Raw genomic sequence first — 22,929 nt, forward strand, 5'->3', positions numbered from 1 at the left:
CAGAACTAGGGCAGGACCGCGGTATCTACTTTCGGTCTCACCGACGATGCTGATCACGAGTACGCGACTCCTCGTCGCCGACGGCCGAGCATCGTAACCTGTCGTTTCCGGCACCGACCTCACCAGAGGCGATGAGGTCCATTCGAGTGAGAGGTGAGCCCGTCATGCTCACACCGGAAACAGATTCCCAATTCGCCGAAACCTGCCGAGAGGAAGGAATCAACCCGGCCGAAGCCGCCCGCTCGATAGCCGACGGGACGATGGTCTTTCTCCGGTCCGAAGCCAGCAGACATATGGAGAACTTCAAACCCCTCCTTGTCGGCACCGGCACCAGGCCCAAGATCAGCGGGCTGATCGGGTTGGGGCCGCGTGACACCGATCGGCAGGCCGTCATCGACACGATGAGCGTCATCCTCGCCGCACGTCCCGATGCCGTCATGGACCTCACGACCAACCCGGAAGGTGTCGCGCTACGGACCGACCTCAAAGAGGTCATGGGAGTTCCGCTCGGTGCATGCCTGACCTATGACTTGTTCACCGATCCCCGTCGGCGCATGAGTCGTGCGGAGTTCCTCGAGCGATTCGAGATGGGATTGGCGACCGGGGTCGACTACGTGCTTGTCCATATGGGTATCACCCCGGCGATATCCGAGGCGATGAAGAAATCGACCCGCATCGTGCCCACCACTTCGCGCGGCGGCGGCCTGATCGACCGCTACATGCGGATACAGCACTGCGACAACCCCTTGATAGAGCACCTCGACGGCATCATCGAGATCTGCCGGCGCCGCGAGGTCGTGCTCGACCTCGGCGATATCTTCCGGCCTGCCTGCACCGCGGACGCCGCCAACCATGAACTGAAGTGGATGGAGCTGCGACTGCTGGCCCAGCTTCGCGCCGAAATACTGCGCGGCGGCGTGCAGGTGCTGTGTGAAAGCGGCGGGCACATCCCCCTCCATCTGATCCCCGAGCTCATCCCCGCCTACAAGGAAGCCCTGGGCGGTGCGCCGCTGTGGCTGGCCGGGCCCATGGTGATCGACAATGCCGTCACGCTCGACCAGGTCGTCAACACGCTCGGCATCCTCGCCGCCGGCCAGTGCGGCGGCGATATGTTCGCCTCCATCACCCACAACGAGCATTACGCCATGCCGACCGCACCCGACACCGCCGAAGCCATCCGCTTCGCACGGGTCGCGATCACTGCACTGGAGCTGGCTCGCGGAAAGAAATCCGAGACCACCCGGCAACGCGCGATGGGGCAGTCCCGGCGCCGCAACTCCTGGGCCGAGCAGGCCCAGCTGGCGCTATACCCGGACCTGGCAGATCAGGCGTTCATCCGCGAAGGACTCAAAGACGGTGCACCGTGCACGATCTGCGGCAAGTACTGCCCACTCGTCATCGTCCACAAAGACGACGAGAACCCGGTCACAGCCTCGGCCGCGCGGCCCTTGCCCGTTATCGAACCGGAGGACTGATCGTGCTGGCCACTGGTATACGCCACAGCATTGTGCGGCGCCTCGCGGATTCCGCCGAACTCGACGATTTAGCGACCGACATCGCGGACCGCCTCCTGTCGCTCGGCCGCCGGGTACCACCGGAAGACTGGCTGATTGTCGGTGGTTCCCTCGCCCGCGGCGAGCCGACATTCGTGCGGCACGACCAGCAGCACGTGCTGGCCTCCGATATCGATTTCCTGTACGTCCACTCCGGGCAGCGGCCATCGATGCCGGTAACGGAGCTGGCCGAGTTGGCCGAACAATACTTTTCGACTGTCGATCTCATGGTTCTGCCGTTGTCCGGCTACCGCCGCATCCAAACATCGCTCGGCTACGACTTCAAGAATCTCGGTGTAGCACTCACCGACACCGGTCTCCCAGGCCATACCCCTGTCGAGCTGGACCCCCGCGACGCCTACGAGATCCTGCTCTACTACACACAAGCATATTTCTGGTGCGGGCTGCACGACTCGTGGCTCAACGGCGAAGACACTGCGCAACACCACCTCGTGACCAACCGGCTGTGCATGAAGATCCTGCGCGCCACCGCGATGCTGGACGGCGCCTACGCGCACCACGACTTCAAGCGCATGCCACGGTCGATCGCGGACCGGATGAGAGCAGAACTGCGCTGGCGCCGGGACCCGTCGCAGCCTCCGATGGCCCCGGGGCGATTCTGGACCTATCTCGCCGAAGCATTGGCGCGTTTCGATACCGAATTCGGGCAACGGCGCGCCGACGCGGTCAACTACAGCCGCTACGCCACAACAAGCAGCGGGCGGATCGTCGCCCGCCACCACCAGGCAGCCCATCAGCTGGCGCGGACAATGGCTGACGCATGGCTCGTCACCAGCGACCCGCGGGCATTGGCTACGGTGAAACACCGTGCGTGGGCGGAATACACCGGCTGGGACGGAACCCACATACAGCCCAGCCCGGAAGACTACTTCCGCCGCCATAAACAAGACATTCACCACCATCTATTGGCGATGAAAGTGCAGGTTGTATGAAACTGCTGGTCACCGGAGGTGCAGGCTACGTCGGCGCCACCGTCGCTCGCATGGCACGCGACGCCGGCCACCAGGTCGTCATCATCGACGACCTCTCCCGCAACGACGACCGACAGATCCCCTCCGGCGTGGTCTTCGCGCGGCTACGCGTCCACGACATCGCCGATGTCCTCACCCCTGAAGCTGGTTTCGACGCAGTCCTGCACTTCGCCGGCCTCATCGCCGCCGGTGAATCCATGACGCATCCGGAATGGCACTGGGACAACAACACCTGTGCCTCGCTAGCCCTTCTCGACGCCATGCGTGCCGCCGAGGTCGGCAAACTGGTGTTCTCCTCCACCGCCGCCGTGTACGGCGAGCCGACCGAACTGCCGCTTACCGAAACCTCACCCACCAGCCCGGTCAACACCTACGGCGACACCAAACTCGCCGTCGACCGCGCCATCGCGACCTACACCCGCACGGGCACCCTCGGCGCGACCTCGTTGCGCTACTTCAATGTCGCCGGCGCCCACGCGTGCGATGACGGCACCATGATCGGCGAACGACACGACCCCGAAACCCACCTCATCCCCCTCGCCCTGGACGCTGCACTCGGCCACCGCGACAAACTTTCCTTGTTCGGCGACGACTACCCCACCGCCGACGGCACCTGCGTCCGCGACTACATCCACATCACCGACCTCGCCCGCGCCCATCTGCTAGCACTCGACGCGATCGAGCCGGGCGAACACAATATCTACAACCTCGGCAACGGTATCGGTTTCTCCAACCTTCAAGTCGTACAGGCCGTACGCGAAGTCACCGGAACACAGTTCGACGTCGAGATCGCCCCACGTCGACCCGGAGACCCCGCCACCCTCTACGCATCCTCGGACCTGGCACACAGCGAACTCGGATGGAAACCGGAGAAACCCGACATCACCCATATCGTCGCCGACGCCTGGACATTCCACCGCACCCACCGGTAACCGAACCAACAGGACACCGATGACAAGCCCCTCGCTGGACACCGAATACGCCGACCTCACTCCCCTACAGGTCCGCATCGCCACCCACCAGCGCCACTCCGAAAACCCCGACGACCCCGTCGCCGCCGTCCTCACCGCGCTCGGTCTCACCGGCAGCGAGGCCCTCGCCGATATCGGGTGCGCCGCCGCAGGTTTCCTCGCGCACCTCCGCGAAACAGGCCACACCGGCCGCCTCGTCGGCGTAGACACCTCACCCACCATGGTCGCCGCCGCGGCCATGGTCGCGGGGGTCACCGCGATCCACGGCGAGGCCGGAAAACTACCGCTACAGGACGCCCAGTTCGACGTGTGCACCGCCCGGCATATGCTCTACCACGTCACGGACCCACTCGTCGCACTCTCGGGGTTCCGGCGTATCACCCGGCCCGGCGGGATGGTCGCCGTCACCGTCAATCACGCCGGAGCCTGTCATCGCACACACGAACTTGTTGCCGCGCATGCCCGCAATTACGGCCTCACCCCACCGCAGGGAATGATCAACCACACCGTAACCAGTGAGAACTTATCCGACATGATGCAGGACGTTTTCGGCAATACAACGATCGAAGCCCACGACAATGCGCTGGTTTTCGACCAACCCGCGCCGCTGATCGCGTTCGCCGAGGCACTGTTCACCTTCTGCGGCATCGCAGCCGACTCCCCGCACCGCGTTCAGATCCTCACCGACATCACCACCGACATCGAACAATGGTTCATTGCCCATCCGAACCAACTCTGGCGCGACTCGAAGGGTTATACCGTCGCGACCTCAATCATCAATGGTTAGTAGCAGCGCCGGCGTTCCAGTCCTTACGCGGCAATGAGCTCGAATTCTCGGGCTTCGATTCCCGCGACGAAGGCGGCCCATTCGTCCGGGGTGAACACCAACGCGACGGCAGTAGCGCGGCATCTGACGGTCACCCAGCCGTCGTCGCGGTGGTGGATTATCGGCAGGTCGGACGCATCGTGTGCGGCTCGGTTCGTTGAGTGGCCACAGAAGGTGGGCCAAAGACCGGCTGGTATCGAGATCACTGGCTGCGCAGCAGGGTCGTTTTCCGGGTTCCGAAGGTATTTGCTGTCGCGCATGAGCACGTGGTCGCCGATGAGGTTGACCTCGACGCACGAGGCGCCCCCATTATTGCTGAACGAGCTTTTCCGCCAGCCGCGGCGGATCTGGGTGGTCATTGTTACTCCATGTTCTTGAACTGCGAGATCCGGCGCTCGATGGCTGCCGCAGTTTCCTCGGGTGTATACGCCTTCTGGCGCAGTCGGTCGGCCGCCAGTGTGTACAAGTCTACTTGCGGCTGATCCTGGAGATAGAGGGCGCCGGTGTGGTACTCGACGTAGGCGATGCCACGGGCTTCGGCGAAGTTGAGGATGATGAACGAGCCGGGAAGCCCGTCGTGCACCGCTACCTGAGTCGGGATGACCTGGAACCGAACGTTGTCCTGGTCCATCAATGTGAGCAGGTGTTCCAGTTGCTCACGCATGACGCGTGGGCCGCCGACGGGGCGGTCCAGAGCTGCCTCTTCGACTACGGCGCTGAGCTGAAGGGGGTTGTCGGTTCCGGACAAACGTTGGCGGGCGATCCGGGCGCGGACCGATTGTGCCAGGTCCATGGCGGGGATGTGGAGACTGTCGCCCAGGAGCGCGGTGGCGTAGTCCGGGGTTTGTATTTGTCCTGGTAAGACTTTGTCGGCGTACTCGAATTGCTGGGTCGCCAGACCTTCCAAACCAACAAAGGTCTTGAACCAATCCGGCAGCACCTCGTCGAAGGGTGCCCACCAGGTGCCGTGGTCGGCGCGTCCGGCCAGTGTGACGGTTCGGTCGACGTCTTCGACCTTGACGCCGTAGTAGCGCAGGAGTGCAGCGACTTCGTCGGGCGCTTGCTGGGTTTTGCCGCTTTCCATATAGCTGAGCTTCGCCGGCGTGCAGCCGATGTGTTTGGCGGCCTCGGCCTGCTTGACCCGTGCCTGTTCGCGGGCTGAACGCAGATCGTGGCCGACCAGGAAACGCAACGCTGACGGGTCGAAACGTTCGTCGCGCATGTCGTCCTCTCCCAGCTGCCGGATACCTGCGGACAAGTTACCGCATGAACTTCGCCGCAACCATAGCGTTATATTTGGATTTAAGTTTAAATCGATTCGTCACATCAAGAATCAGCGGCCCATCCGGAGCCACTCGATCGAGGCAGGAGGCGGTCATGACCGTGCGCGTCATCAACAACTCATTCATGCTGAGCGACCACACGAAACACCACGCCAGAGCAACCGGGAACGACGGATGGGTGGTGAGTTATCTGCCCGGCCGGACACTGTCACGCGCCCAAGCGGAAGCGTCCCTGCTCGCCCTCGAAGACATCGCGGCGCTGCGGGCACACGCCGGGCTGCTGGGGCTGACCGTGCTGGAGGTCATGGGTATGGCAGCGAAGGAGTTCCCGGCACCCCGCAAGGAAGGGTTCGCCGCGCGTGCGCTGGCCTGGGCAGGGATGTCGCTGTGATCGCACGATGGACATGTTCGGTGGCGAGCCCGATCGTGGCGTTCAGCGCAGGCGCGGCCCGCGGACGTCGCATGGCGGCCTCGATGCAGCCGGTATCGGGGCCTCGGCTGTTGGTGTCCACCAGCGGGCGCCATCGGAGGGCGGAGTGATGTTCGAGAACTGTCACACCCCGGTCGAGGTGGCGCACGTCTATCGCGGCATGGGATTTCCGGTTTCGTGCAGGTTCGGTCGGGTCGCGGTGACCGCGTCCAGATCGCTGGGTGCGGTAGTGATGCCACCGGATGTGGGCACCGCGGTCCGGCAAGAACACGACCACGACATCACGGCGCCGGTGCTGACCTATCATCGGCCGCGTCGCGACTGGGTGTTCATTGTCGGTCCCGGATCGGGCAGCACGCTTGGTACCGCCGCCCGTACGGCGCTGCACCGTGCGGGGGTGCGAGTGCTGACGGAGGGGCAGCAGGTGTGGCTGCCGATGTCCGACCAGCCCCTCACCTGGTACTGGATCTGGCCCCCGACCACCGCCCAAGCCCTACCCTCCCGGTCCACGGTGCTCACCACGGCCAGCCGACAACTCCTGACCGGACGGCGGTAACCGAGATGCGCGCCAGCACTCACATCCCACGGCCTACCCGTCTCACCGATCCGTCGGAATCGTTGTTCCCCACCGGAGAAGCACTGCTGTCGGCCATCCGGGACCATCACGTCGGCCCTCACCCACTCACGTCGATCGCCCACCGGTTCGGGCAACTGCACCAGCAGAATCTCCACGGCCCAGCCTGCCCGGCATACCCAGACCGCGCCGAACTGTCGCGGCAGGCCGATCTCTGGGTGGTCGAGCATGTACCGCCCCCGCACCCGGAGGCAATCATGCACTCCGAATCATTGGGGACCGTGATCGATCGGCTCGCCGTTCAGCAGGTTCAGGCGTTTCACCTGTTGATGAACGCCGAACCGTCCGACCCGATCGTGCACGCCGCTTGGTATCGCCTCGCGGAATTGGTCGACAACTACACCGATCTGACGACCGCAGTCGCCCGCCGGTCCCGACGCCTCCCCTGCACAGCCCGTCCGTAATCACCTGGGCAGCTTCACGCGCCCACACTGGAAGAAGCTCCGAGAATTTCTATTCCCGGCCTATCCGCGTCCGGCCACCGGTCACCACCACCCGCCGGTACCGCCAACGAGTTGGTGATCCTCGATCCGATATCGGTTGGCAGCCAGGAGGTCTCGTAGCATTGGCTGCCGCGGCGCGGGTGGTGTCAAACCTGGTCGTTGTCACCGCCGACGAAACCCGTGGCCGCCGCGCCCAGCTGGCCCGCCACGCGCTGAACCTGCTCGACCGCAACGACGTTGCGGTCATCATCCCGGGCTTCGATCTGGGCGGCGAAGATCGCTTCCTCCTCGACACCGACTACCTGTCTCCAGAACACGAAGAGGATTTCCTCGAACACATCCGCGGCCTCGATCGCATGATCGCCGCCGTGGTCGAACTCTGCGAGACCACCACCGGCCCGATCCAATGGGGGGTGTCCCTATGGTGTTCGTCAAGCCGCTGAGGGTGCCGGTGCCCGGTAGGGCTGTTTGCTGTGAAGCATGGCGTAGAGGACGTCGCAGCGTCGCCGGGCCAGGCAGATGAGGGCGGCGTTGTGTTTCTTGCCCTCGGCGCGTTCGCGGTCGTAGTAGGCGCTGCTGGCCGGGTCGTGCAGCGCGGCGAACGCGGACAGGAACAAGGCCCGTTTGAGTTTGTGGTTGCCGGATCGGGCGGGGTGTTCGCCTCGGATGGAGCTGCCGGAGCGGTGGGTGATCGGGGCGATGCCGGCATAGGAGGCAAGGTGGTCGGCCGAGGCGAAGGCGGTGGCGTCTCCGACTTCGAGCAGGATGCGGGTGCCGGTCCTGACCCCGATGCCGGGCATCGAATTCAGGACCTCGGCAAGAGGGTGATCGGCGAACATCTCCTCAATGTTATCGGCGATCTGCTTGCGCTGCAGCAGCACCCCTTTCAACGAATCGGCCAGCTTCGGCAGGACCGTCTCCGCGGCTATCGTGCCCGGGACGATGACGGTTTGCGCGGGCAGCGCGGCCAGGATCTCCTCGACCAGCCGGGCCGCCCATGCGGGGCGCGTGTTTGGTCGCGATGGCGGTGAGCTTGCGTCGGCCAGCGACCCGGATCCCTTCCGGGCCGCCGCATCGCGACAGAATTTCCAGCACTGCTGGATGCGCGATTCTCGGGCCGAGGACTCGTTCGAGGGCGGGATGGACGCTGGTGAGCAGGCCGCGCATGCGGTTGCTGGTGCGAGTCGCCTCGCCGGCCAGGTCGTCGTCGAACCCGGCCAGAACACCGAGCTCGGTCAGAGTGTCATCACCGATATCCACCCGGCGCAACGTGTGCGGCATCGTGCGCGCGGCATCAGCGATGATGTGGGCGTCGCGGGCATCGGTCTTGGCCCGACCTGGGTAGAGGTCGGCGATGCGGCGCATCGACAACCCGGGCAGGTAGGCGACATCGTGGCCGCAGGCGCGGGCCACGGTCACCGGCAGGGCGCCGATCGTGTTGGGTTGATCGACCACGATCAGCAACCGGCCGTGGGTGGCGAGCTTGTCGAACACCGCCCGCAGCCGGGACTCGTCATTCGGCAGTGCCTTGTCGAACAACCGTTTCCCGGCCGGGTCGAGCCCGACCACGTGATGCTCGCCTTTACCCACGTCAACGCCGCAGAACACGGCATAAGGTTGTGTCACCTTGCTCGGTCCTCAATCGCCTCGAAACGCTTTCCGGACGGCCGCCGATCCAGCGTCAACGCCCGGCACCCACGTTACGAAGAGACCTACCAGCGGCCCTGTCCCCATCAGCGGTCTGTCGACGCCATCAGGACCCGGCGACACCACCCCCCGGATCATGGACAAGACAGGGGCAAGAAGTCATACCGGGCCTGGCGACCGTGGGCCCGGTTCCGGGCCCACGAAAAAGGTAACGGGTTGGGTCCGATGTCCAACCTCACCGCTGTCATCTCCCGCGTGCCCGAGATCGCCGACCGGGTGAGGGTCACCAGCAAGCCTGCACTCACGGACGGTCAGCCGGGGTCGATCCACCCGGCAGGAGGTTCGGTGCACCCGCACCGGCCACTGCCCCGTCCGTCTGGCGTCGGCCGGTGGCCGGTCGGCGGGTCGCGCTCACTGTCGGCCAAGGCGATCCGGAATCCCATCGAATTACTGGTGGCGGTTGATTGAAAAGTCGATCCCCGAGCCCTGCATAGATAGTCCACCTCTGTCCAAGAGTGACAACCACGGGTCACATTGTGACTGACAGCGAATCACACCTCCGCGAGACGCCCTCTGACCCGGATTGTGCGCGATGCACTGTCCGCCGGTCGAATCATGACCTGTCGGACTATTCCTCAGCCGCCGAGGATCCAATATTCTGATACACGTCCGCCACGTGGCCCCGCGTGCAGACGACCCCTGCGATTGCCGACGACCGCGGGCCGGGGTGGTGACCAAGGCTGTATAGGAGCGTTTCCGTGCCCGCACAATGGGATGCGAATGACCTTGCCGTCGTCAGCAGCGGGCTCGAGGAACCGATGCGGATCATCGGCGACACACTGGATAGACTCACGGAAGCTGTCGAGCGTGTTGTGCACGCCGAAGGGGCTCTCACGGATTCCGATATGGGACCGGCCGAGGTCGTAGCAGCGTGGAACGCCTTCCGCAGCGCATTCACCGAGGAACTGGATGTCGGGATAGACGCGCTCCGATCCATCGCAGAACGGATTCCAGCGGCACTCATCGAATTCGCAGTGGCGGACAAGGTGGCGGAGGGGCAGGTCGGTGGAGTGCAGGACGAATGACACCAGGTATGTGCAATGGTGAGCGTTCGGGCGGTACCGCAAGTACCGGATCCGCAATGCCGAGTTCCGCGGTCCGGGGTATTTGATCCGTGGCGACCGCAGCGCAAGCATTGGAAGATCTGCTGGAGGTGATCGAGTTGATCACCTCTTCGGAATACTCCCTGGACAGGGCAGGCCTGGCGAACGCTGTGGCAGCGGCCGTAGGGGTGGCTCCACCCGCCGGTCTTCCCCGGGTACTTTCCGGGGCGACAATCGCGCACGACGGTTTAGCCCGCGAGTATCAGCAACTGGCCAAGACTGCGACGTACGGCGAATCGAATCTGGCGTATATCGCCGCTGGAGCGGTTCCCTCGGCCTGGCGCGGAGCGGCCGGGGAGAACGTGGTACAAGCTCTGGAGAGCGTGTCCGGCTACCACCTTGTTATCGCGAATATCTACTTCTCCGCACGCCAGGCGATGGAGACCTGGGCCGAGCAACTCGCTGAAGCCCAACGATACGATGACCATGGACGATCGGACCTTGCGCAGGCCGTGACAGCGATTGCCGCCGCGCAGGCCAGAAATTCATACGCGGCAAACCCGACTTCGACCGCCGATCTCATCGGCGGCTACCAGGAACGCCGGCTCGCAATCGAAGGCTGCCGGCTACGGTTACGAGGTGCACGATTAGCCGAACAAGCAGCAGCCGATTTCGTACACACCATGACCGGACTCAGCGGGCAGACCCGGGCACGAGCACTACGAAACGCCGGAATCGATCCACTCGCGGCGGTAGTCGCCGCCTACGCCCCACGCGGTATCGAACCCGCCGCGGTACTGGTGGCCGGGATATCCAGCCCCACCGAGATCACCCACGCGGCCCAAATATTCGCAACGCTCCCCACAACCGAACAGGCCGAGTTCCAGAAACTGCTCGCCGACTCGAACAGTCCTCAGGAAGCTGCGTGTCTGTGGAAGTTGCTGGGCCGGGGCGAACCCGTCGAAGCAATCGTCGCCGCGAACACGCAGCTCCGGCAGATCGGCATAGATCCTGTGGATATCGCCGGCGCTCTCGACAATGTCGGCGAAGCGATGTTACAGCCCGAGGATTATCGAATGATCGCCATGTCTCCAACACTGACCGACCAGCTCCGGGATCTGTATGCGAAAGGCACCACAATCAGCTACGCCGACCTGCGGCCCGGTGTTCTCGGTGCGTATCGAGAGCTGAGTGCCCTACCCGGTCTGAACGACCGAATCCAGCTCGACTCACAGTTCGAGAACACCGGTGGACGGGACTCCGTTTCGATCCTGGCTCATGAGGTCGGGCACGCCGTCGATCCGGAAATCTTGCTGCCCGACCTCACGCCCCGGGATTGGGGCGAGTCACCCGCCGAATACAGTGAGAAAAAAATCCAGAACGGACTCGAATGGGAAGCTAGGGCCGAGATGAACAGAAGTATTTCGTCCAACGAAATAATTGAAAGTGGCGGACCCGGCCTTACAGGATTTTCAGAGAACGAAGAGCGCATTTTCAACCTGTACCATCAGGGCGTCATTTCCGAGGATGAGACGATTGATCGGATAGTCGATTACAAATGGGAACAAGACGATTTCTACAAAGAGGAATACGGGTAGTTACCTGACAAGACGAGCCGTCGACAGGGTCGTAGCGACCACCCATCACCAACCTGCTGCTACCAGCACAACTCGAAGCGACGCGCACCGAACATGATTAGTTGCCGCTGATTGCGTTGACATAGCGCGATACCAAAGAGACCGATCTCGCTTTACTGTCTTGCACTGCTCCTCAGGTCCGACGCATGGCGATAAGTGACGTCACAGCGTGTTCGGCAAGATCGGCCGCATGGGCCGGGATCTCCCGCCCGGAATTCAGATATCGCCTGATCATCGCGTACGGCAGATCGACCACCGCGACCATCATCCGATCGGCCGCGTCGGGAGCGGTATCGCCACAGCCCTCGACCAGCGCGCTCAGCCTTTCGTGCAGCATGGCGTTCGCCCGGGCATTATCGGCGCACGCCTGCTCACTCCAACTCCGCTCGTCCAACTCGCGAGCGCCCACCAGCAGAACACCCGCGTCACGGGGATTGCGCCGCGCCCACTCCAGACTCGCGCGAGCACCGCGGCCGACCGCCTCCCAGGACTCCCCGTGACTCAGCGCCGCGAACAGGTCGTCGTGAAATCCCCGCAGCGCACGCGCCCACAACGCGGCCAGCAACGCGGGCCGATCCGGAAAGCGGTGATACACCGACCCGCTCGGCGCGCCTGCTGCCTTGGCGACCCCCGACATGGTGACAGCAGCCGGCCCGCCGGCAGCGAGAAGATCGGCCGCGGCGTCCAGGAGCCGGTCGGTATCGTGCCTCGGCGGTCTTCCCATGCAGTAGAGAATATGCTAACTTCGTTTTAGAGAACACTCTCTAAAACAGAACTGTCGGCCACCGCCGACCGGCATCCCGGCAGACCGAGCACTTCCCTCCCACCGGCAGATACGACGCCTACCAACCGAAAACGAGGACCCCATCATGGCCGATCTCAACATTCACCGTCGGCACCTGCCTGTGCCCGCGAGCGAAGTAGGCGCACTGCTGGACACCCTCGCCGGTGAAGACGACGCGCTCTGGCCCATACACCGCTGGCCACCGATGCTGTTCGACCGGCCACTGAGCGAAGGCGCGGCAGGCGGACACAGCCCCATCCGGTACACCGTGGAATACTACGTGCCCGGCCGGTGGGTCCGCTTCCGCTTCACCGGCCCCCGCGGCTTCAACGGCTTCCACGAATTCACCGTCCACCCCACCCCCGACGGCACCGAACTGACCCACCAGCTCGTCATGGACGCGCACGGACCCGCCAGGCTGACCTGGCCGCTGATCTTCCGTTGCCTGCACGATGCCTGCCTGGAAGACAGCCTCGACCGCGCCGAGCGGACCCTCACCGGCGCCGTGGCCCGGCCGGCCCGATGGAGCGTACGGGTCCGCCTGCTGCGCCGGATCGCCGCATACACCCTCAGCCGCACATCGGCGGAGGCGAAGAACGCTCCCGCAAACCAGCAGGCCAGGCGGCTACTGGCAGGCGATTACACCACGAATCCGTCGGTGTAGTTCGCACGGCGCCCCGGAAGGCGCCGTACTACTCCTACGTCGCCGGCAGCGGTATGGCCGACATCACCGGAGTCCGCGGCCACCGCGAGTATGTTTCGCTGACACCAGTCTCCCGCCGACCCTGCTCAGCGGCCCGGCCCCGCTGCAGAAGTGTCTCGACCTTCGGGGTCCTATTGTGTCGGAATAGAATCCGGCAATACCGACGAAGGCGCGGATCATCGGCGACCGCGTGCGCGATGTAGCCCGCGCCGGCGCACACTGCGACTGCCAGAACGGGTATCCGGCAGGTTCGCTCATCGTCGGTCAGGGCGGTAACCGCGGCGCGAATATCGTCGACCTTGCCCACTGGTGAAGTACCACCGCCATGCGACCTGGGCGTGAACTCGGGCAGGATGGTCAATCGCTGGTAGCCGGTCGACCACGCGATGGTTCGTTCGATCTTCCACCGATGCCGGCCCAGCCGCGAGGGGCCCCCGAACCCGCGACGGGCGATGCGGGGCACGATCCCACGGGCGCGTAGCCAACGGCGGTGCACATCGTAGTCGGCGAACGGGCTGTGGTCACCGCGGTCGTGTCGTATTGGCCAGCGGTTGTACGTGGCGGCATCTGCCGCCGCCGTTCGGGGTGGTGAGCGTGCCTACCGCGCACCGGCAGTTCATGGTGTGGGCCGCGGCCGGGGTTTCGATTCGCAACACCGGGAAATACTCGGGCGGCGAGTTGGAGAAATGCTGCGAAGAGGTGGCCGTGTTCGTAGCGCTTCCCGATGGATTGTCAGTCTATGTGTCGAGCAGCACGGTGCGTCAACGCGCGCATACGCTATTCCTCCGGGGGCAGCCCGATCAGTTTGCAGTAGGCGTCGGCAATCGCTGCAGGCTCGAGCGAGCCGCCCTCGTGGAACCAACTGACCATACTTAGTATCGCGAAGATCAATACCGACGAGGAAGCGTCGGGCAGCGCCCCCGCAGACTGGACTTCTTAGACGACTTTACGGACGGCGCCAACGAATTGACGCTCGTGCTCTCGAACCTCCTCCGCTACTCACGGTTCCAGCCATCGTTGCTCGGTGCGATATACGACGTAGGTGAGGTGGTTCGCGGTCACTGCGTAGCGCACAGCAGACCCGCTCGAGCGGTCGGCTCCTCGACGAGCCGGACCGCCATTCCGTCAACCCGGCAGCGCTTTCCGCAGCAGTGTCGTGAGCTGCTTGCGTTCCGCCGCGGTGAGGTTTGCAGCGGCCACCCTGGGGAGCTCGAAGGAGTCCTCGAACTCGCCATAGAGGTCGTCACCGCTCGGGGTCCGCACGATTTGGCGCGACCGCCTGTCCTCGGGGTTGGGCTCACGACGGACCAGATGGCGGGCCTCGAGGCGAGCGACGATCTGGGTGATATTGGAGGCATCGCAGCGCAGCTCTTCGGCGAGTTCACCCATGCCACGGCGGTTTTCGACCCGACCCAGCACGCAGGCGTGGGCGGTGCTGAGGCCGTGCTCGTTCGCCGCAGCCTCCCACGCCTGGTTGTAGGCGTCGACGAACGCGAACATCGCCTGTTCGAGATCGTTCGAGGCGCTCGCGGGGACTGAAGGCACTGCCATAAAACGATGGTATGCCACCCAGGCGAGTGACCAGATGGGCAGTAGTGCTTGATTCACTCAAGCAATCGTGCAAGGATTTCCTTGAGCTGCTCAAGTAACTCGAATTCGGGCACCTTACAGTGAGGAGAAGTCGTGAGTACTCTGTTCGATCCGGTAACGGTGGGCGCGCTGCAACTGCCGTCCCGCCTGGTGATGGCCCCGATGACACGGAACAGGGCGACCCAGCAGGGTGTCGTCACCCCTCTGACCGCCGAGTACTACGCTCAGCGGGCCGGCGCCGGCCTGATCATCTCCGAGAGCATCCAGCCGAGCGTGCTTGGCCAAGGCTACATTCTGACTCCTGGTCTGCACACCGCCGAGCAGGTGGCGGCATGGCGTACGGTTACCGACGCGGTGCACGCGAAAGGTGGCCGCATCGTGGCGCAGCTGACCCACTGCGGCCGGATCGCGCACCCATCGCTGTACCCGAATGGCGAGTTGCCGATCGCACCGTCCGCAGTGGCCTCCGGCGAGCAGATGATCAGCTTCGAGGGCCCGCTCGACCACCCGACGCCGCGGGAGATGACCGCCGAGGACATCACCAGCGTCGTCCAGGAGTTCGTCCAGGCCGCGCGCAACGCCGTCGAAGCCGGTTTCGACGGGGTCGAGGTGCACGGCGGGAACGGTTTCCTCGTGCACCAGTTCCTTGCCGACAACACCAACTTCCGCACCGACGAGTACGGCGGTTCGGTCGCCAACCGCGTCCGTTTCGCCGTTGAGGTGGTGCGGGCGATCACCGATGCTGTCGGCGCCGGCCGCGTCGGTATCCGGGTCTCCCCGGGTAGCCCATACAACAGCATCGTCGAGAGCGATCCGGTCCCGGTGTACACCGCGCTGCTCAGCGAGCTCGCCGCACTCGACATCGCCTACCTTCACGTCATCGAGATGGGCACACGCGACCTGACAAAGCAGCTCCGGGCCGCATGGCCGGGCACACTCATCCTGAACCCGCACGAGACCATGGAGATCTTCCCTGCCACGGCCGACGTGGCACAGGACACGATGGCGGCCGGCATCGCGGACGCAGTGTCCCTGGCCGCCTTGTGGCTCGCCAACCCCGACCTCGACGTGCGGATCAAGGCCGGCGGCCCGTACAACACCCCGAACCCGGAGACCTTCTACGGCGGCGACCACGTCGGGTACACGGACTACCCGACGTTGGAGAGCACCGAATAGGCCGGACAAACCACCCGCACATCGCTCCGACTGTCGTCCAGCAGACCGACCAAACCCGCAGTTGGGAAGGACCCGATCAAATGACCCGAACCATCTTCGTCACCGGAGCCCGCGGTAAGACCGGCCGCGAAGTGGTGGCGCAGCTCGCCGAACATGGTGACACCGAGGTCCGCGCAGGGACCTCGCAGAGCCTGCGGGAATCGACGACAGTCCACTTCGACTGGCAGGACCGATCGACCTGGCCCGAAGCGGTGGGCGAGGCAGACGCGATCTACCTCGCCCGCCCCGATGTCCAGGACGCCCCCGAGCTGATCACGCAGCTGATCGCCGCGGCGCCGGGCGCTCATATCGTCCTCGTCTCCGAACAGGGCGCCGAGCAGGTCGCGCCCGGTGGCTGGGTGCGGCGGGTCGAAGCGGCCGTCACCGGTAACGCCGGCCGTTGGACGATCCTGCGTCCATCGTGGTTTCAGCAGGTCCTGACCGATCCGCGCTACTTCCTCGACACGATCCGCCGCCAGCACAGGATCACGCTGTCCACCGGCGGCGCGCCGATCGCCTGGGTCGACACCCGCGATATCGCCGCCGTCGCAGTGCAGGCGATCGTGGACCCTGTCACCCACCAAGGCAAGATATACACGGTTACCGGCCCGGAGGCGGTCACCACCGCCGTCATCGCGGCGGACATCTCCGCCGTTATCGGCGCGGAGGTCTCGGCGGTGGATATCGCGCTTTCCGAAACCATTTCGGGCGCAAGCCCGTGGCTGGCCGATGTCGTCGGCGATATGTTCGGCCGGGTGCACGATGGGACGTTCGCGACTGTCACCGATGCGGTCGAGAGGGTCGCGGGCAGCAAGCCGCGCGCGGTCCGGGACTTCATCGTCGAGCATGCCGAGCAGTGGCGTGCCTGAACGGCATACGGCAGACCCCACCGGAAAGATCGGATTCACGATGAAGGCACTGGTTCACTACCGAGCAGGCGAGCATATGCTGCGAATGGATAGTGCGCCTCCTCCGAAGCCCGGACCGGCACAGGCGCTCGTCGAGGTCGTCGCGTTCTCGTTCAACTTCGGTGAGGTCGCGTTCCGGACGCCGGACCTGCCCGACGGCACGATCCCAGGTTGGGACGCCGCGGGCATCGTGGTCACTCCGGCTGCCGACGGCTCAGGTCCACCGGCCGGAACCCGTGTGGTCACCTTCGGCTGGTCAGGCGCATGGGCGGAATTCCGAGCCGTCGATACCGACGAGCTCGCGGTAGTTCCGGACGGAGTCGACCTCGGGGCCGCGGCGGCATTGCCGGTCGCCGGAGTCACCGCGCTCCAGGCGGTCCGCCGACTCGGCTCCCTGCTCGGTCGCCGCGTGCTGGTCACAGGCGCATCAGGTGGTGTCGGCAGATTTGCCGTACAGCTCGCGAGCCTGGGCGGAGCCGAGGTCGTCGCCTCCGTCGGGTCGGCCGAACGGGGCGAGGGGTTGCTCGAGCTGGGCGCGGCGGAAGTCGTCGTCGGGCCCCGGGCCATGGCGGGCCGGGTCGACGCGGTCGTGGACAACGTCGGCGGGCAGCAGCTGGCGGACGCGTACCAACGGCTCTCGAACGGCGGTATCGTGTCGGCGGTGGGTATGGCCTCGAAGGAGCCGACCACGATCGACTTCGAGCAGGCACGCATCGGGCACGACCGCGGACGCATCGAGACGTTCAACATCTCTGTGCCGCTCGGAGGTGACCTGACCGACCTCGTGCGCCTGGTTCAGCGGGGACAGCTAGAGACTCCGGTGGGCCTGCGTACCGACTGGCACTCCTACGATGAGGCCGCGACAATGCTGCTGAACCGAGAGGTTCGCGGAAAAGTCATCTTGGACGTACGGAAAGCTGATCTCTGACCACAAGCCGTCATCAGCCGACCTGTGCGACTCGGCGCCTCCTGCGCAGCTGGGCGTCCTCGTTTTCCGACAGTTCGGTGATGTCGTCGTCAAGGGTCTCCCGGATCCCGCAGACCACAGCGGGTGCCGTTCCGATGCTCGGCCCGGTGGTGTTCGCAGTGCTGCAACAGCAGTGCTGCAACGGCCTCAGCATCAACGGTCACATTCCCGGGGAAACAGTCCGGGTACTCATCCTCCTTCTACTGGCCCGCCCGGGCGCCCCGGTCTGCCACGGCCGCCGGCACCGCGGTGGTCGACGGGTCGTGGCGCGGGCTTCTGATCTTCGCTGCGGGTGCTGTCCGCGCCGAGGCCCGCGAGCAGCCCCAGCCCGTCCTCAGCTGGGCTGCCGGAGGCCGCGGATAGCACCAGCAACTCCAGACCCGTGTCGTCCGGGAGGGCGAAGTTCTCCTGGTGCAGTTCCCGCATTCCGACCAGGGGATGCCGGTACACCTTGCGTCCATGTGTGCGGGCACGCACGTCCGCGCGGGCCCAGAAACGGCGGAAACGCTCGCTGCCCATCGCCAACTCACCGATGAGCGAGGTCAGGCGGGGATCTTCGGGGTACTGGCCGGCGGCCAGGCGCAGATGTCCGACCACGTCGAGGGTGCACGCCTCCCAGTCCCCGTACAGCCGCGCTCGGCTTCCTCGAGGAAGATGTGCCGGGCGGTGTTCAGGCCGGGTATCGACCGGCCGTACAGAAGTTCGGCGAGGCGGTTCCCGGCAAGCACATCCAGACGGTGGTTCATGATCAGCGCGGGTGCGTCGGAGACCGAGTCGAGAACACGCAGCAGCTCCGGCCGGACCCGTCCACTCGGAGCCTTCACGCGCGGGCGGCGCTGCCGGGCGAGCCGGTGGAGGTGCCCGCGTTCGGTCTCGTCGAGGCCGAGGACATAGGCGAGTGCGTCGAGGACCTGCTCGGAGGGCTGGGGCGCCCGGCCCTGTTCCAGGCATACGTAGTAGTCGACACTGACTCCGGACAGGCGCGCGATCTCTTCGCGGCGCAACCCTTCGACCCGACGGTGCCTGTCGCCGGGTATGCCGACGGCCGCCGGGGCGACCTGGGAACGCCGGATGGTTTTATCGGTGATCTGTGACGTCACCTGTCGATGGATCTTGGCGTCGGTGTGGGGCGGAAGATGTTCGTATCGGCGAATTTTGACGTCGTGATCTTGGTTGCGGTGCGAGGATGCGTGTGCTTCATCCCGTTTCTCGCGTGGAAGAAGGTCACCGGTGCCTCGTCAGTCGAAGGTCGAGCTGTATGCCGCGATCCGGCGAGATGCGCGTGCTGGGGTGTCGGGGCGGGCGTTGCAGGCCAAGTATGGGGTGGGTTGGCGCACGGTGCAGGCGGCGACGTCGTCGGTGTGGCCGGCCGAGCGTCGCCGGTATCCCAAGCGTGGGTCGAAGCTGGATCCGTTCAAGGCATTCATCGACGCAGTGTTGCGGGAGGACCTGGTTGCACCGAAGAAGCAGAAACACACGGTCAAGCGCCTGTACGCCCGGTTGATCGACGAGCACGACATGGATGGGGTGTCGTATCAGACGGTCCGTGACTACGTCGCCGAGCGCAAGCCCCAGATCAGAGCCGAGGCCGGGCGAGGGCCGGCTGAAGTGTTTATCCGCCAGACCCATCGCCCGGGTGAGGAAGCGGAGGTGGACTTCGGTGATGTGACGGTCCGGCTGCGTGGGGAATTGCTGGTGGTCTGTCTGTTCGCGCTGCGGCTGTCGTTCTCGGGGAAGGCAGTCCATCGCTGCTTCCTGTCGGCGGGGCAGGAAGCGTTCTTCGAGGGTCACGCGCATGCTTTCGAGGTCCTCGGTGGGGTGCCGTTCGGCAAGGTCCGCTATGACAATCTGCGTGCCGCGGTGTCGCGGGTGCTCGGATTCGCGCGGTTGCGTGAGGAATCGGATCGGTGGACGGCGTTTCGCTCGCACTACGACTTGGAAGCGTTCTACTGCCAGCCCGGTATCGGCGGGCGCATGAGAAGGGCGGTGTCGAGGGACAGATCGGCTGGTTTCGCCGCAACCATTTCGTCCCGATCCCCGAGGTCGAGTCGATCGACGAGCTCAACGAGATGATCGATGCCTGGGATCTGGCGGATGAACAACGCCGCATCGGAGCTCGGCCCCGCATGATCGGAGAACTGTTCGCCGCCGAGAAACCACTGCTCAAGCCGCTTCCGGACGAGTCGTTCGAGACGGGGCGCTGGTTCACACCCCGAGTCGACAAGTTCTCCCAGGTCACCGTCCGCACCAACCGTTACTCGGTGCCGGTCCGGTTGATCGGGCGTCAGGTCCGGGTCTTGCTGCATGCCAACCACCTGGTCGTGTTCGACGGCCGCACCGAAATCGCGCGTCATGAGCGATTGCCGGCCAAGGCTGGGACCCGGTTGGATCTGGACCACTACCTCGAAGGGCTGCTGCGCAAACCCGGCGCGTTGCCTGGGGCGACCGCGCTCGAGCAGGCCCGGCTGGCGGGCAAGTTCACCCCGGTCCACGAGAGCTGGTGGGCGGCCGCGCCGCGCGCACGGCGAACGCGACGGCACCCGCGCCCTGATCGAAGTCCTGCTGCTGCACCGCCATGTTCCCCACGAGCAAGTCGTCGCTGGCCTGGCTGCCGCCTTGCGAGCGGGAGCGTTGACCGCGGACGCGGTCGCGCTGGAGGCCCGCAAGGTCGGCGAATCTCTTCCGGCCGAACACCGTGTCGTCGAGCTCGATGAACCGGGACAGGTGCCGTCTCTGACGCAGCGACGCATCGCGTCGCTGCCACCGGATCGTCGACCGATCCCGTCGGTCGCTGCTTATGACCAGTTGCTCCGCCGTTCACCCACGACGAAAGGCAGTTCCGCATGACAACCACCTCACCGCGTCGGCATGGAATGACCGAACAGGCCGCCGACGCCGCGGTCGACCAGGCATGCCGGCTGCTGCGGCTGCCGACCGTCCGGGCTCAGTTCAACGAGATCGCTGACGGCGCGTCCCGCGATCAAATGACCTACCGGGCGTTTCTGGCCGAGTTGTTGCTGGCCGAATGCGACGACCGCGCCCGCCGCCGTTCCGAACGCCGCATCCGCGCCGCGGGGTTTCCGCGCGACAAGTCGTTGCGCGCATTCGACTTCGACGCCAATCCGAACATCGAGGAAGCCACTATCAACACCCTCGCCCGCGGTGACTGGATCAAGAAGGGCCTGCCGCTCTGCTTGATCGGTGACTCCGGCACCGGAAAATCGCACCTGCTCATCGCGCTGGGCAGCGAGGCCGCGATGCAAGGCCATCGAGTCAAATACACCTTGGCAACCAAGCTGGTCAACGAACTCGTAGAAGCCGCCGACGAGAAACAGTTGACCAAGACGATCGCCCGCTACGGCCGGGTCGACCTGCTCTGCATCGACGAACTCGGCTATATGGAACTCGACCGCCGCGGCGCGGAACTGCTGTTCCAGGTACTGACCGAACGCGAGGAGAAGAACTCCGTCGCGATCGCCTCCAACGAGTCGTTCTCCGGATGGACGAAAACCTTCACCGACCCGAGGCTTTGCGCCGCGATCGTCGACCGCCTCACCTTCGGCGGCCACATCATCGAAACCGGCACCGACTCCTACCGCCTCGCCCGGACAGCGCAAGCAGTGGCCGCGGCGAGGTGACATCGAAATTCACCGATAGATCCCAGGTAGGCGTGCGGAAACGCGGCGGGGACCGGCCGACCGATTGATGGCGCAACCCCACCGATTGATCGACCGGTGCCGGATCACCCTGTCCGGGTGAAGCGGCACCGCCCCCCGCACGTCGATGCTTGCGCGGTACGGCTGCGCCGACGAGGACAAGGATCGCCGATGACCAGTGAAGCCCTGCCCGAGCTGGCCGCCCGCGCCTACATCTACGGGTTTCCGCTCGTGTTCAACCTGGAGCAGGTCGACCGCTATGTCCGGGAGGGGGTCGGGGCGAATCCGGCGGCGGCGTTCAACACCTTCTCCCACGCCCGGACCCTGGCCGGGCCTGCGGACACCTTCGTGACGATCAACAACGACACCTTGTACTCGATGGCACAGATCGACCTCTCGGTCGGGCCCGTCGCCCTGCGCGTCCCTGACACCGCTGGCCGGTACTACGTGCTGCAATTCGTCGACGCCTGGACCGACAACTTCGCCTACATCGGGCACCGCGCCACCGGCACCGGCGCCGGGGATTTCCTGCTCGTACCACCGGGATGGCGCGGCGACAGCCCGGAACAGGCCACCGTCATCACCTTCCCGACCACCATCGCCTCGATTGTCGGCCGGTGGGCCTGCGCCGGGAACGACGATCTCCCCGCGGTCCACGCATTGCAGGACGCCACGACCGTGACACCGCTGGACACCACCGCCCGCCCGGCCGGTCTGCCTTCACCGGACCGCGCCCTAGACTCGGACCTGCTGTTCCTCGAGATGCTGCGCCTGTGGTCGCAAGCGTTCCCGCCCGCACCACGCGACCGGGAACTCCAGGATTCGCTCGCGCCGGCCGGTATCGGTGACCCCGGTCCCTCGCCCTATGTCTCCATGGACGAAGTGACGGCCACCGCCCTGCGCGCCGGGTTGCGCGCCGGGGAGAAGAGCCTCGACACCGCACTGACCCACGGGTCCAGTCCCGAAGTCAACGGCTGGAAGCTGACGCTGCACGCCTTCGACTACAACCTCGACTACTTCGAAATCGGAGCGCTCGACGACCCCCGATTCAAGATCACCGATCCCACGCTGCGGATCGTCGAACGGGCAGCCGCCGCCAAGGGCGGACTGTGGGGTAACCACGCCTACGAAGCCGCCTACATCATGACCTACCTCGACGACCACGGTGAACAACTCACCGGCGCCCACACCTACGCCCTGCGTCTGGACCCCACCCCGCCCGTGGGCGCGTTCTGGTCGATCACCATGTACTCGGTCCCCGACTTCTACCTGGTCGAAAACCCCATCGACCGCTACTCGATCGGCGACCGCACCCCCGGCATCGTCTACGACCCCGACGGCGCGCTCACCCTCACGATCAGCCACACCGCGCCCGACGACCCCACCGCCCGAGCGAACTGGCTGCCCGCACCCGCCGGCGCGTTCCGGCCGGTGCTGCGGATGTACGAACCCGACACTTCAGTGCTGGAGCAGACCTACGCCGTGCCACCGATCACCAAAACATGACAGACCCGAACCCTTCGCACTCTGGATAGACACGTACGGCCAAGATCGGCCGACTGTCGTCGCACGCTCCAGACGGGCCAC

At 65.1% G+C, this 22,929-nt stretch carries 20 protein-coding genes and 3 pseudogenes; 17 read left to right on the top strand and 6 right to left on the bottom strand.

The annotated features are described in order from the left end of the window. Positions 1 to 164 precede the first annotated feature (164 nt). From ACQEVO_RS15680 to ACQEVO_RS15695, 4 genes are read left to right on the top strand one after another with little or no spacing between them, the layout of a single operon-like run. Positions 165 to 1,475 carry a phosphomethylpyrimidine synthase ThiC gene (locus tag ACQEVO_RS15680; RefSeq protein WP_432913614.1) on the top strand — a complete coding sequence of 437 codons (1,311 nt, stop codon included), beginning with the start codon at positions 165 to 167 and terminating at the stop codon, positions 1,473 to 1,475. Beyond that, on the top strand, positions 1,364 to 2,506 hold the full coding sequence (locus tag ACQEVO_RS15685) for a hypothetical protein (RefSeq protein ID WP_432913616.1): 1,143 nt from the start codon (positions 1,364 to 1,366) through the stop codon (positions 2,504 to 2,506). Before ACQEVO_RS15680 ends, ACQEVO_RS15685 begins: the two co-directional genes overlap by 112 nt. Further along, entirely contained in the window at positions 2,503 to 3,477 is a 975-nt protein-coding gene (gene galE / locus ACQEVO_RS15690; protein WP_432913618.1) for a UDP-glucose 4-epimerase GalE, read from the top strand. The genes ACQEVO_RS15685 and galE overlap by 4 nt, the downstream gene beginning before the upstream one ends. Positions 3,478 to 3,496: 19 nt before the next feature. After that, positions 3,497 to 4,303 (top strand): class I SAM-dependent methyltransferase, encoded by an 807-nt coding sequence (locus ACQEVO_RS15695; protein ID WP_432913619.1) that lies wholly within the window; start codon positions 3,497 to 3,499, stop codon positions 4,301 to 4,303. Positions 4,304 to 4,326: 23 nt separating this feature from the next. On the opposite strand, the gene ACQEVO_RS15700 is transcribed toward ACQEVO_RS15695, so the two are convergent. Both ACQEVO_RS15700 and ACQEVO_RS15705 read right to left on the bottom strand, forming a co-directional pair. Further along, complete coding sequence (locus ACQEVO_RS15700; protein WP_432913621.1) at positions 4,327 to 4,701, bottom strand: DUF397 domain-containing protein; 375 nt, start codon at positions 4,699 to 4,701, stop codon at positions 4,327 to 4,329. Positions 4,702 to 4,703: 2 nt separating this feature from the next. Further along, a complete protein-coding gene (locus ACQEVO_RS15705) occupies positions 4,704 to 5,564 on the bottom strand; it encodes a helix-turn-helix domain-containing protein (protein ID WP_432913623.1) in 861 nt (286 codons plus the stop codon). A 155-nt stretch (positions 5,565 to 5,719) separates the two neighbouring features. On the opposite strand from ACQEVO_RS15705, the gene ACQEVO_RS15710 reads away from it, so the two are divergent. From ACQEVO_RS15710 to ACQEVO_RS15725, 4 genes are all read left to right on the top strand, one after another. Next, positions 5,720 to 6,016 (top strand): hypothetical protein, encoded by a 297-nt coding sequence (locus tag ACQEVO_RS15710; protein ID WP_432913625.1) that lies wholly within the window; start codon positions 5,720 to 5,722, stop codon positions 6,014 to 6,016. A gap of 238 nt (positions 6,017 to 6,254) precedes the next feature. Beyond that, positions 6,255 to 6,611 carry a hypothetical protein gene (locus tag ACQEVO_RS15715; protein WP_432913627.1) on the top strand — a complete coding sequence of 119 codons (357 nt, stop codon included), beginning with the start codon at positions 6,255 to 6,257 and terminating at the stop codon, positions 6,609 to 6,611. A 5-nt stretch (positions 6,612 to 6,616) separates the two neighbouring features. Further along, entirely contained in the window at positions 6,617 to 7,093 is a 477-nt protein-coding gene (locus ACQEVO_RS15720) for a DUF4254 domain-containing protein (protein WP_432913628.1), read from the top strand. A 161-nt stretch (positions 7,094 to 7,254) separates the two neighbouring features. Next, positions 7,255 to 7,575, top strand: coding sequence for a hypothetical protein (locus ACQEVO_RS15725; RefSeq protein ID WP_432913630.1), 321 nt, complete (start codon positions 7,255 to 7,257; stop codon positions 7,573 to 7,575). Here the strand turns inward: ACQEVO_RS15725 and ACQEVO_RS15730 are convergent. Further along, positions 7,564 to 8,758, bottom strand: a pseudogene (locus ACQEVO_RS15730) (IS110 family transposase). The gene ACQEVO_RS15725 and the pseudogene ACQEVO_RS15730 overlap by 12 nt on opposite strands. A gap of 779 nt (positions 8,759 to 9,537) precedes the next feature. Between ACQEVO_RS15730 and ACQEVO_RS15735 the strand changes: the two are divergent. Both ACQEVO_RS15735 and ACQEVO_RS15740 read left to right on the top strand, forming a co-directional pair. Further along, positions 9,538 to 9,864, top strand: a complete 327-nt coding sequence (locus ACQEVO_RS15735; protein ID WP_432913631.1) for a hypothetical protein — start codon at positions 9,538 to 9,540, stop codon at positions 9,862 to 9,864. Positions 9,865 to 9,953: 89 nt separating this feature from the next. Next, entirely contained in the window at positions 9,954 to 11,480 is a 1,527-nt protein-coding gene (locus ACQEVO_RS15740) for a hypothetical protein (protein WP_432913633.1), read from the top strand. A gap of 172 nt (positions 11,481 to 11,652) precedes the next feature. Here ACQEVO_RS15740 and ACQEVO_RS15745 read toward each other — a convergent pair whose 3' ends face one another. Then, positions 11,653 to 12,243 (bottom strand): TetR/AcrR family transcriptional regulator, encoded by a 591-nt coding sequence (locus ACQEVO_RS15745; RefSeq protein ID WP_432913634.1) that lies wholly within the window; start codon positions 12,241 to 12,243, stop codon positions 11,653 to 11,655. A gap of 145 nt (positions 12,244 to 12,388) precedes the next feature. On the opposite strand from ACQEVO_RS15745, the gene ACQEVO_RS15750 reads away from it, so the two are divergent. Continuing rightward, positions 12,389 to 12,967, top strand: coding sequence for an SRPBCC family protein (locus ACQEVO_RS15750; RefSeq protein WP_432913636.1), 579 nt, complete (start codon positions 12,389 to 12,391; stop codon positions 12,965 to 12,967). A 1,164-nt stretch (positions 12,968 to 14,131) separates the two neighbouring features. Here the strand turns inward: ACQEVO_RS15750 and ACQEVO_RS15755 are convergent. Next, a complete protein-coding gene (locus ACQEVO_RS15755; protein WP_432913637.1) occupies positions 14,132 to 14,557 on the bottom strand; it encodes a MarR family winged helix-turn-helix transcriptional regulator in 426 nt (141 codons plus the stop codon). A gap of 132 nt (positions 14,558 to 14,689) precedes the next feature. On the opposite strand from ACQEVO_RS15755, the gene ACQEVO_RS15760 reads away from it, so the two are divergent. The 3 genes from ACQEVO_RS15760 (at position 14,690) to ACQEVO_RS15770 (ending at position 17,647) form a co-directional block, all read left to right on the top strand. Further along, complete coding sequence (locus ACQEVO_RS15760; protein ID WP_432913639.1) at positions 14,690 to 15,772, top strand: alkene reductase; 1,083 nt, start codon at positions 14,690 to 14,692, stop codon at positions 15,770 to 15,772. Positions 15,773 to 15,852: 80 nt separating this feature from the next. Then, positions 15,853 to 16,680: an NAD(P)H-binding protein gene (locus ACQEVO_RS15765; RefSeq protein WP_432913640.1), complete on the top strand. Its 828-nt coding sequence runs from the start codon at positions 15,853 to 15,855 to the stop codon at positions 16,678 to 16,680. Between the two features lie 40 nt (positions 16,681 to 16,720). Then, a complete protein-coding gene (locus tag ACQEVO_RS15770) occupies positions 16,721 to 17,647 on the top strand; it encodes a zinc-binding dehydrogenase (RefSeq protein ID WP_432913642.1) in 927 nt (308 codons plus the stop codon). A 228-nt stretch (positions 17,648 to 17,875) separates the two neighbouring features. On the opposite strand, the pseudogene ACQEVO_RS15775 reads toward ACQEVO_RS15770, so the two are convergent. Then, positions 17,876 to 18,786 (bottom strand): annotated as a pseudogene (locus ACQEVO_RS15775) (helix-turn-helix transcriptional regulator). Positions 18,787 to 18,916: 130 nt separating this feature from the next. On the opposite strand from ACQEVO_RS15775, the pseudogene istA reads away from it, so the two are divergent. The 3 genes and pseudogenes from istA to ACQEVO_RS15790 all read left to right on the top strand — a co-directional run bounded on the left by istA (position 18,917) and on the right by ACQEVO_RS15790 (position 22,848). Continuing rightward, positions 18,917 to 20,533: pseudogene (istA, locus tag ACQEVO_RS15780) on the top strand (IS21 family transposase). Continuing rightward, positions 20,530 to 21,324, top strand: coding sequence for an IS21-like element helper ATPase IstB (istB, locus tag ACQEVO_RS15785; RefSeq protein ID WP_432913644.1), 795 nt, complete (start codon positions 20,530 to 20,532; stop codon positions 21,322 to 21,324). Before istA ends, istB begins: the two are co-directional and overlap by 4 nt. A gap of 189 nt (positions 21,325 to 21,513) precedes the next feature. Further along, on the top strand, positions 21,514 to 22,848 hold the full coding sequence (locus ACQEVO_RS15790; protein WP_432913646.1) for a DUF1254 domain-containing protein: 1,335 nt from the start codon (positions 21,514 to 21,516) through the stop codon (positions 22,846 to 22,848). The last annotated feature ends 81 nt before the right edge of the window (positions 22,849 to 22,929 follow it).

The organism is Nocardia sp. CA-290969, assembly GCF_050936135.1.
GTDB lineage: Bacteria > Actinomycetota > Actinomycetes > Mycobacteriales > Mycobacteriaceae > Nocardia.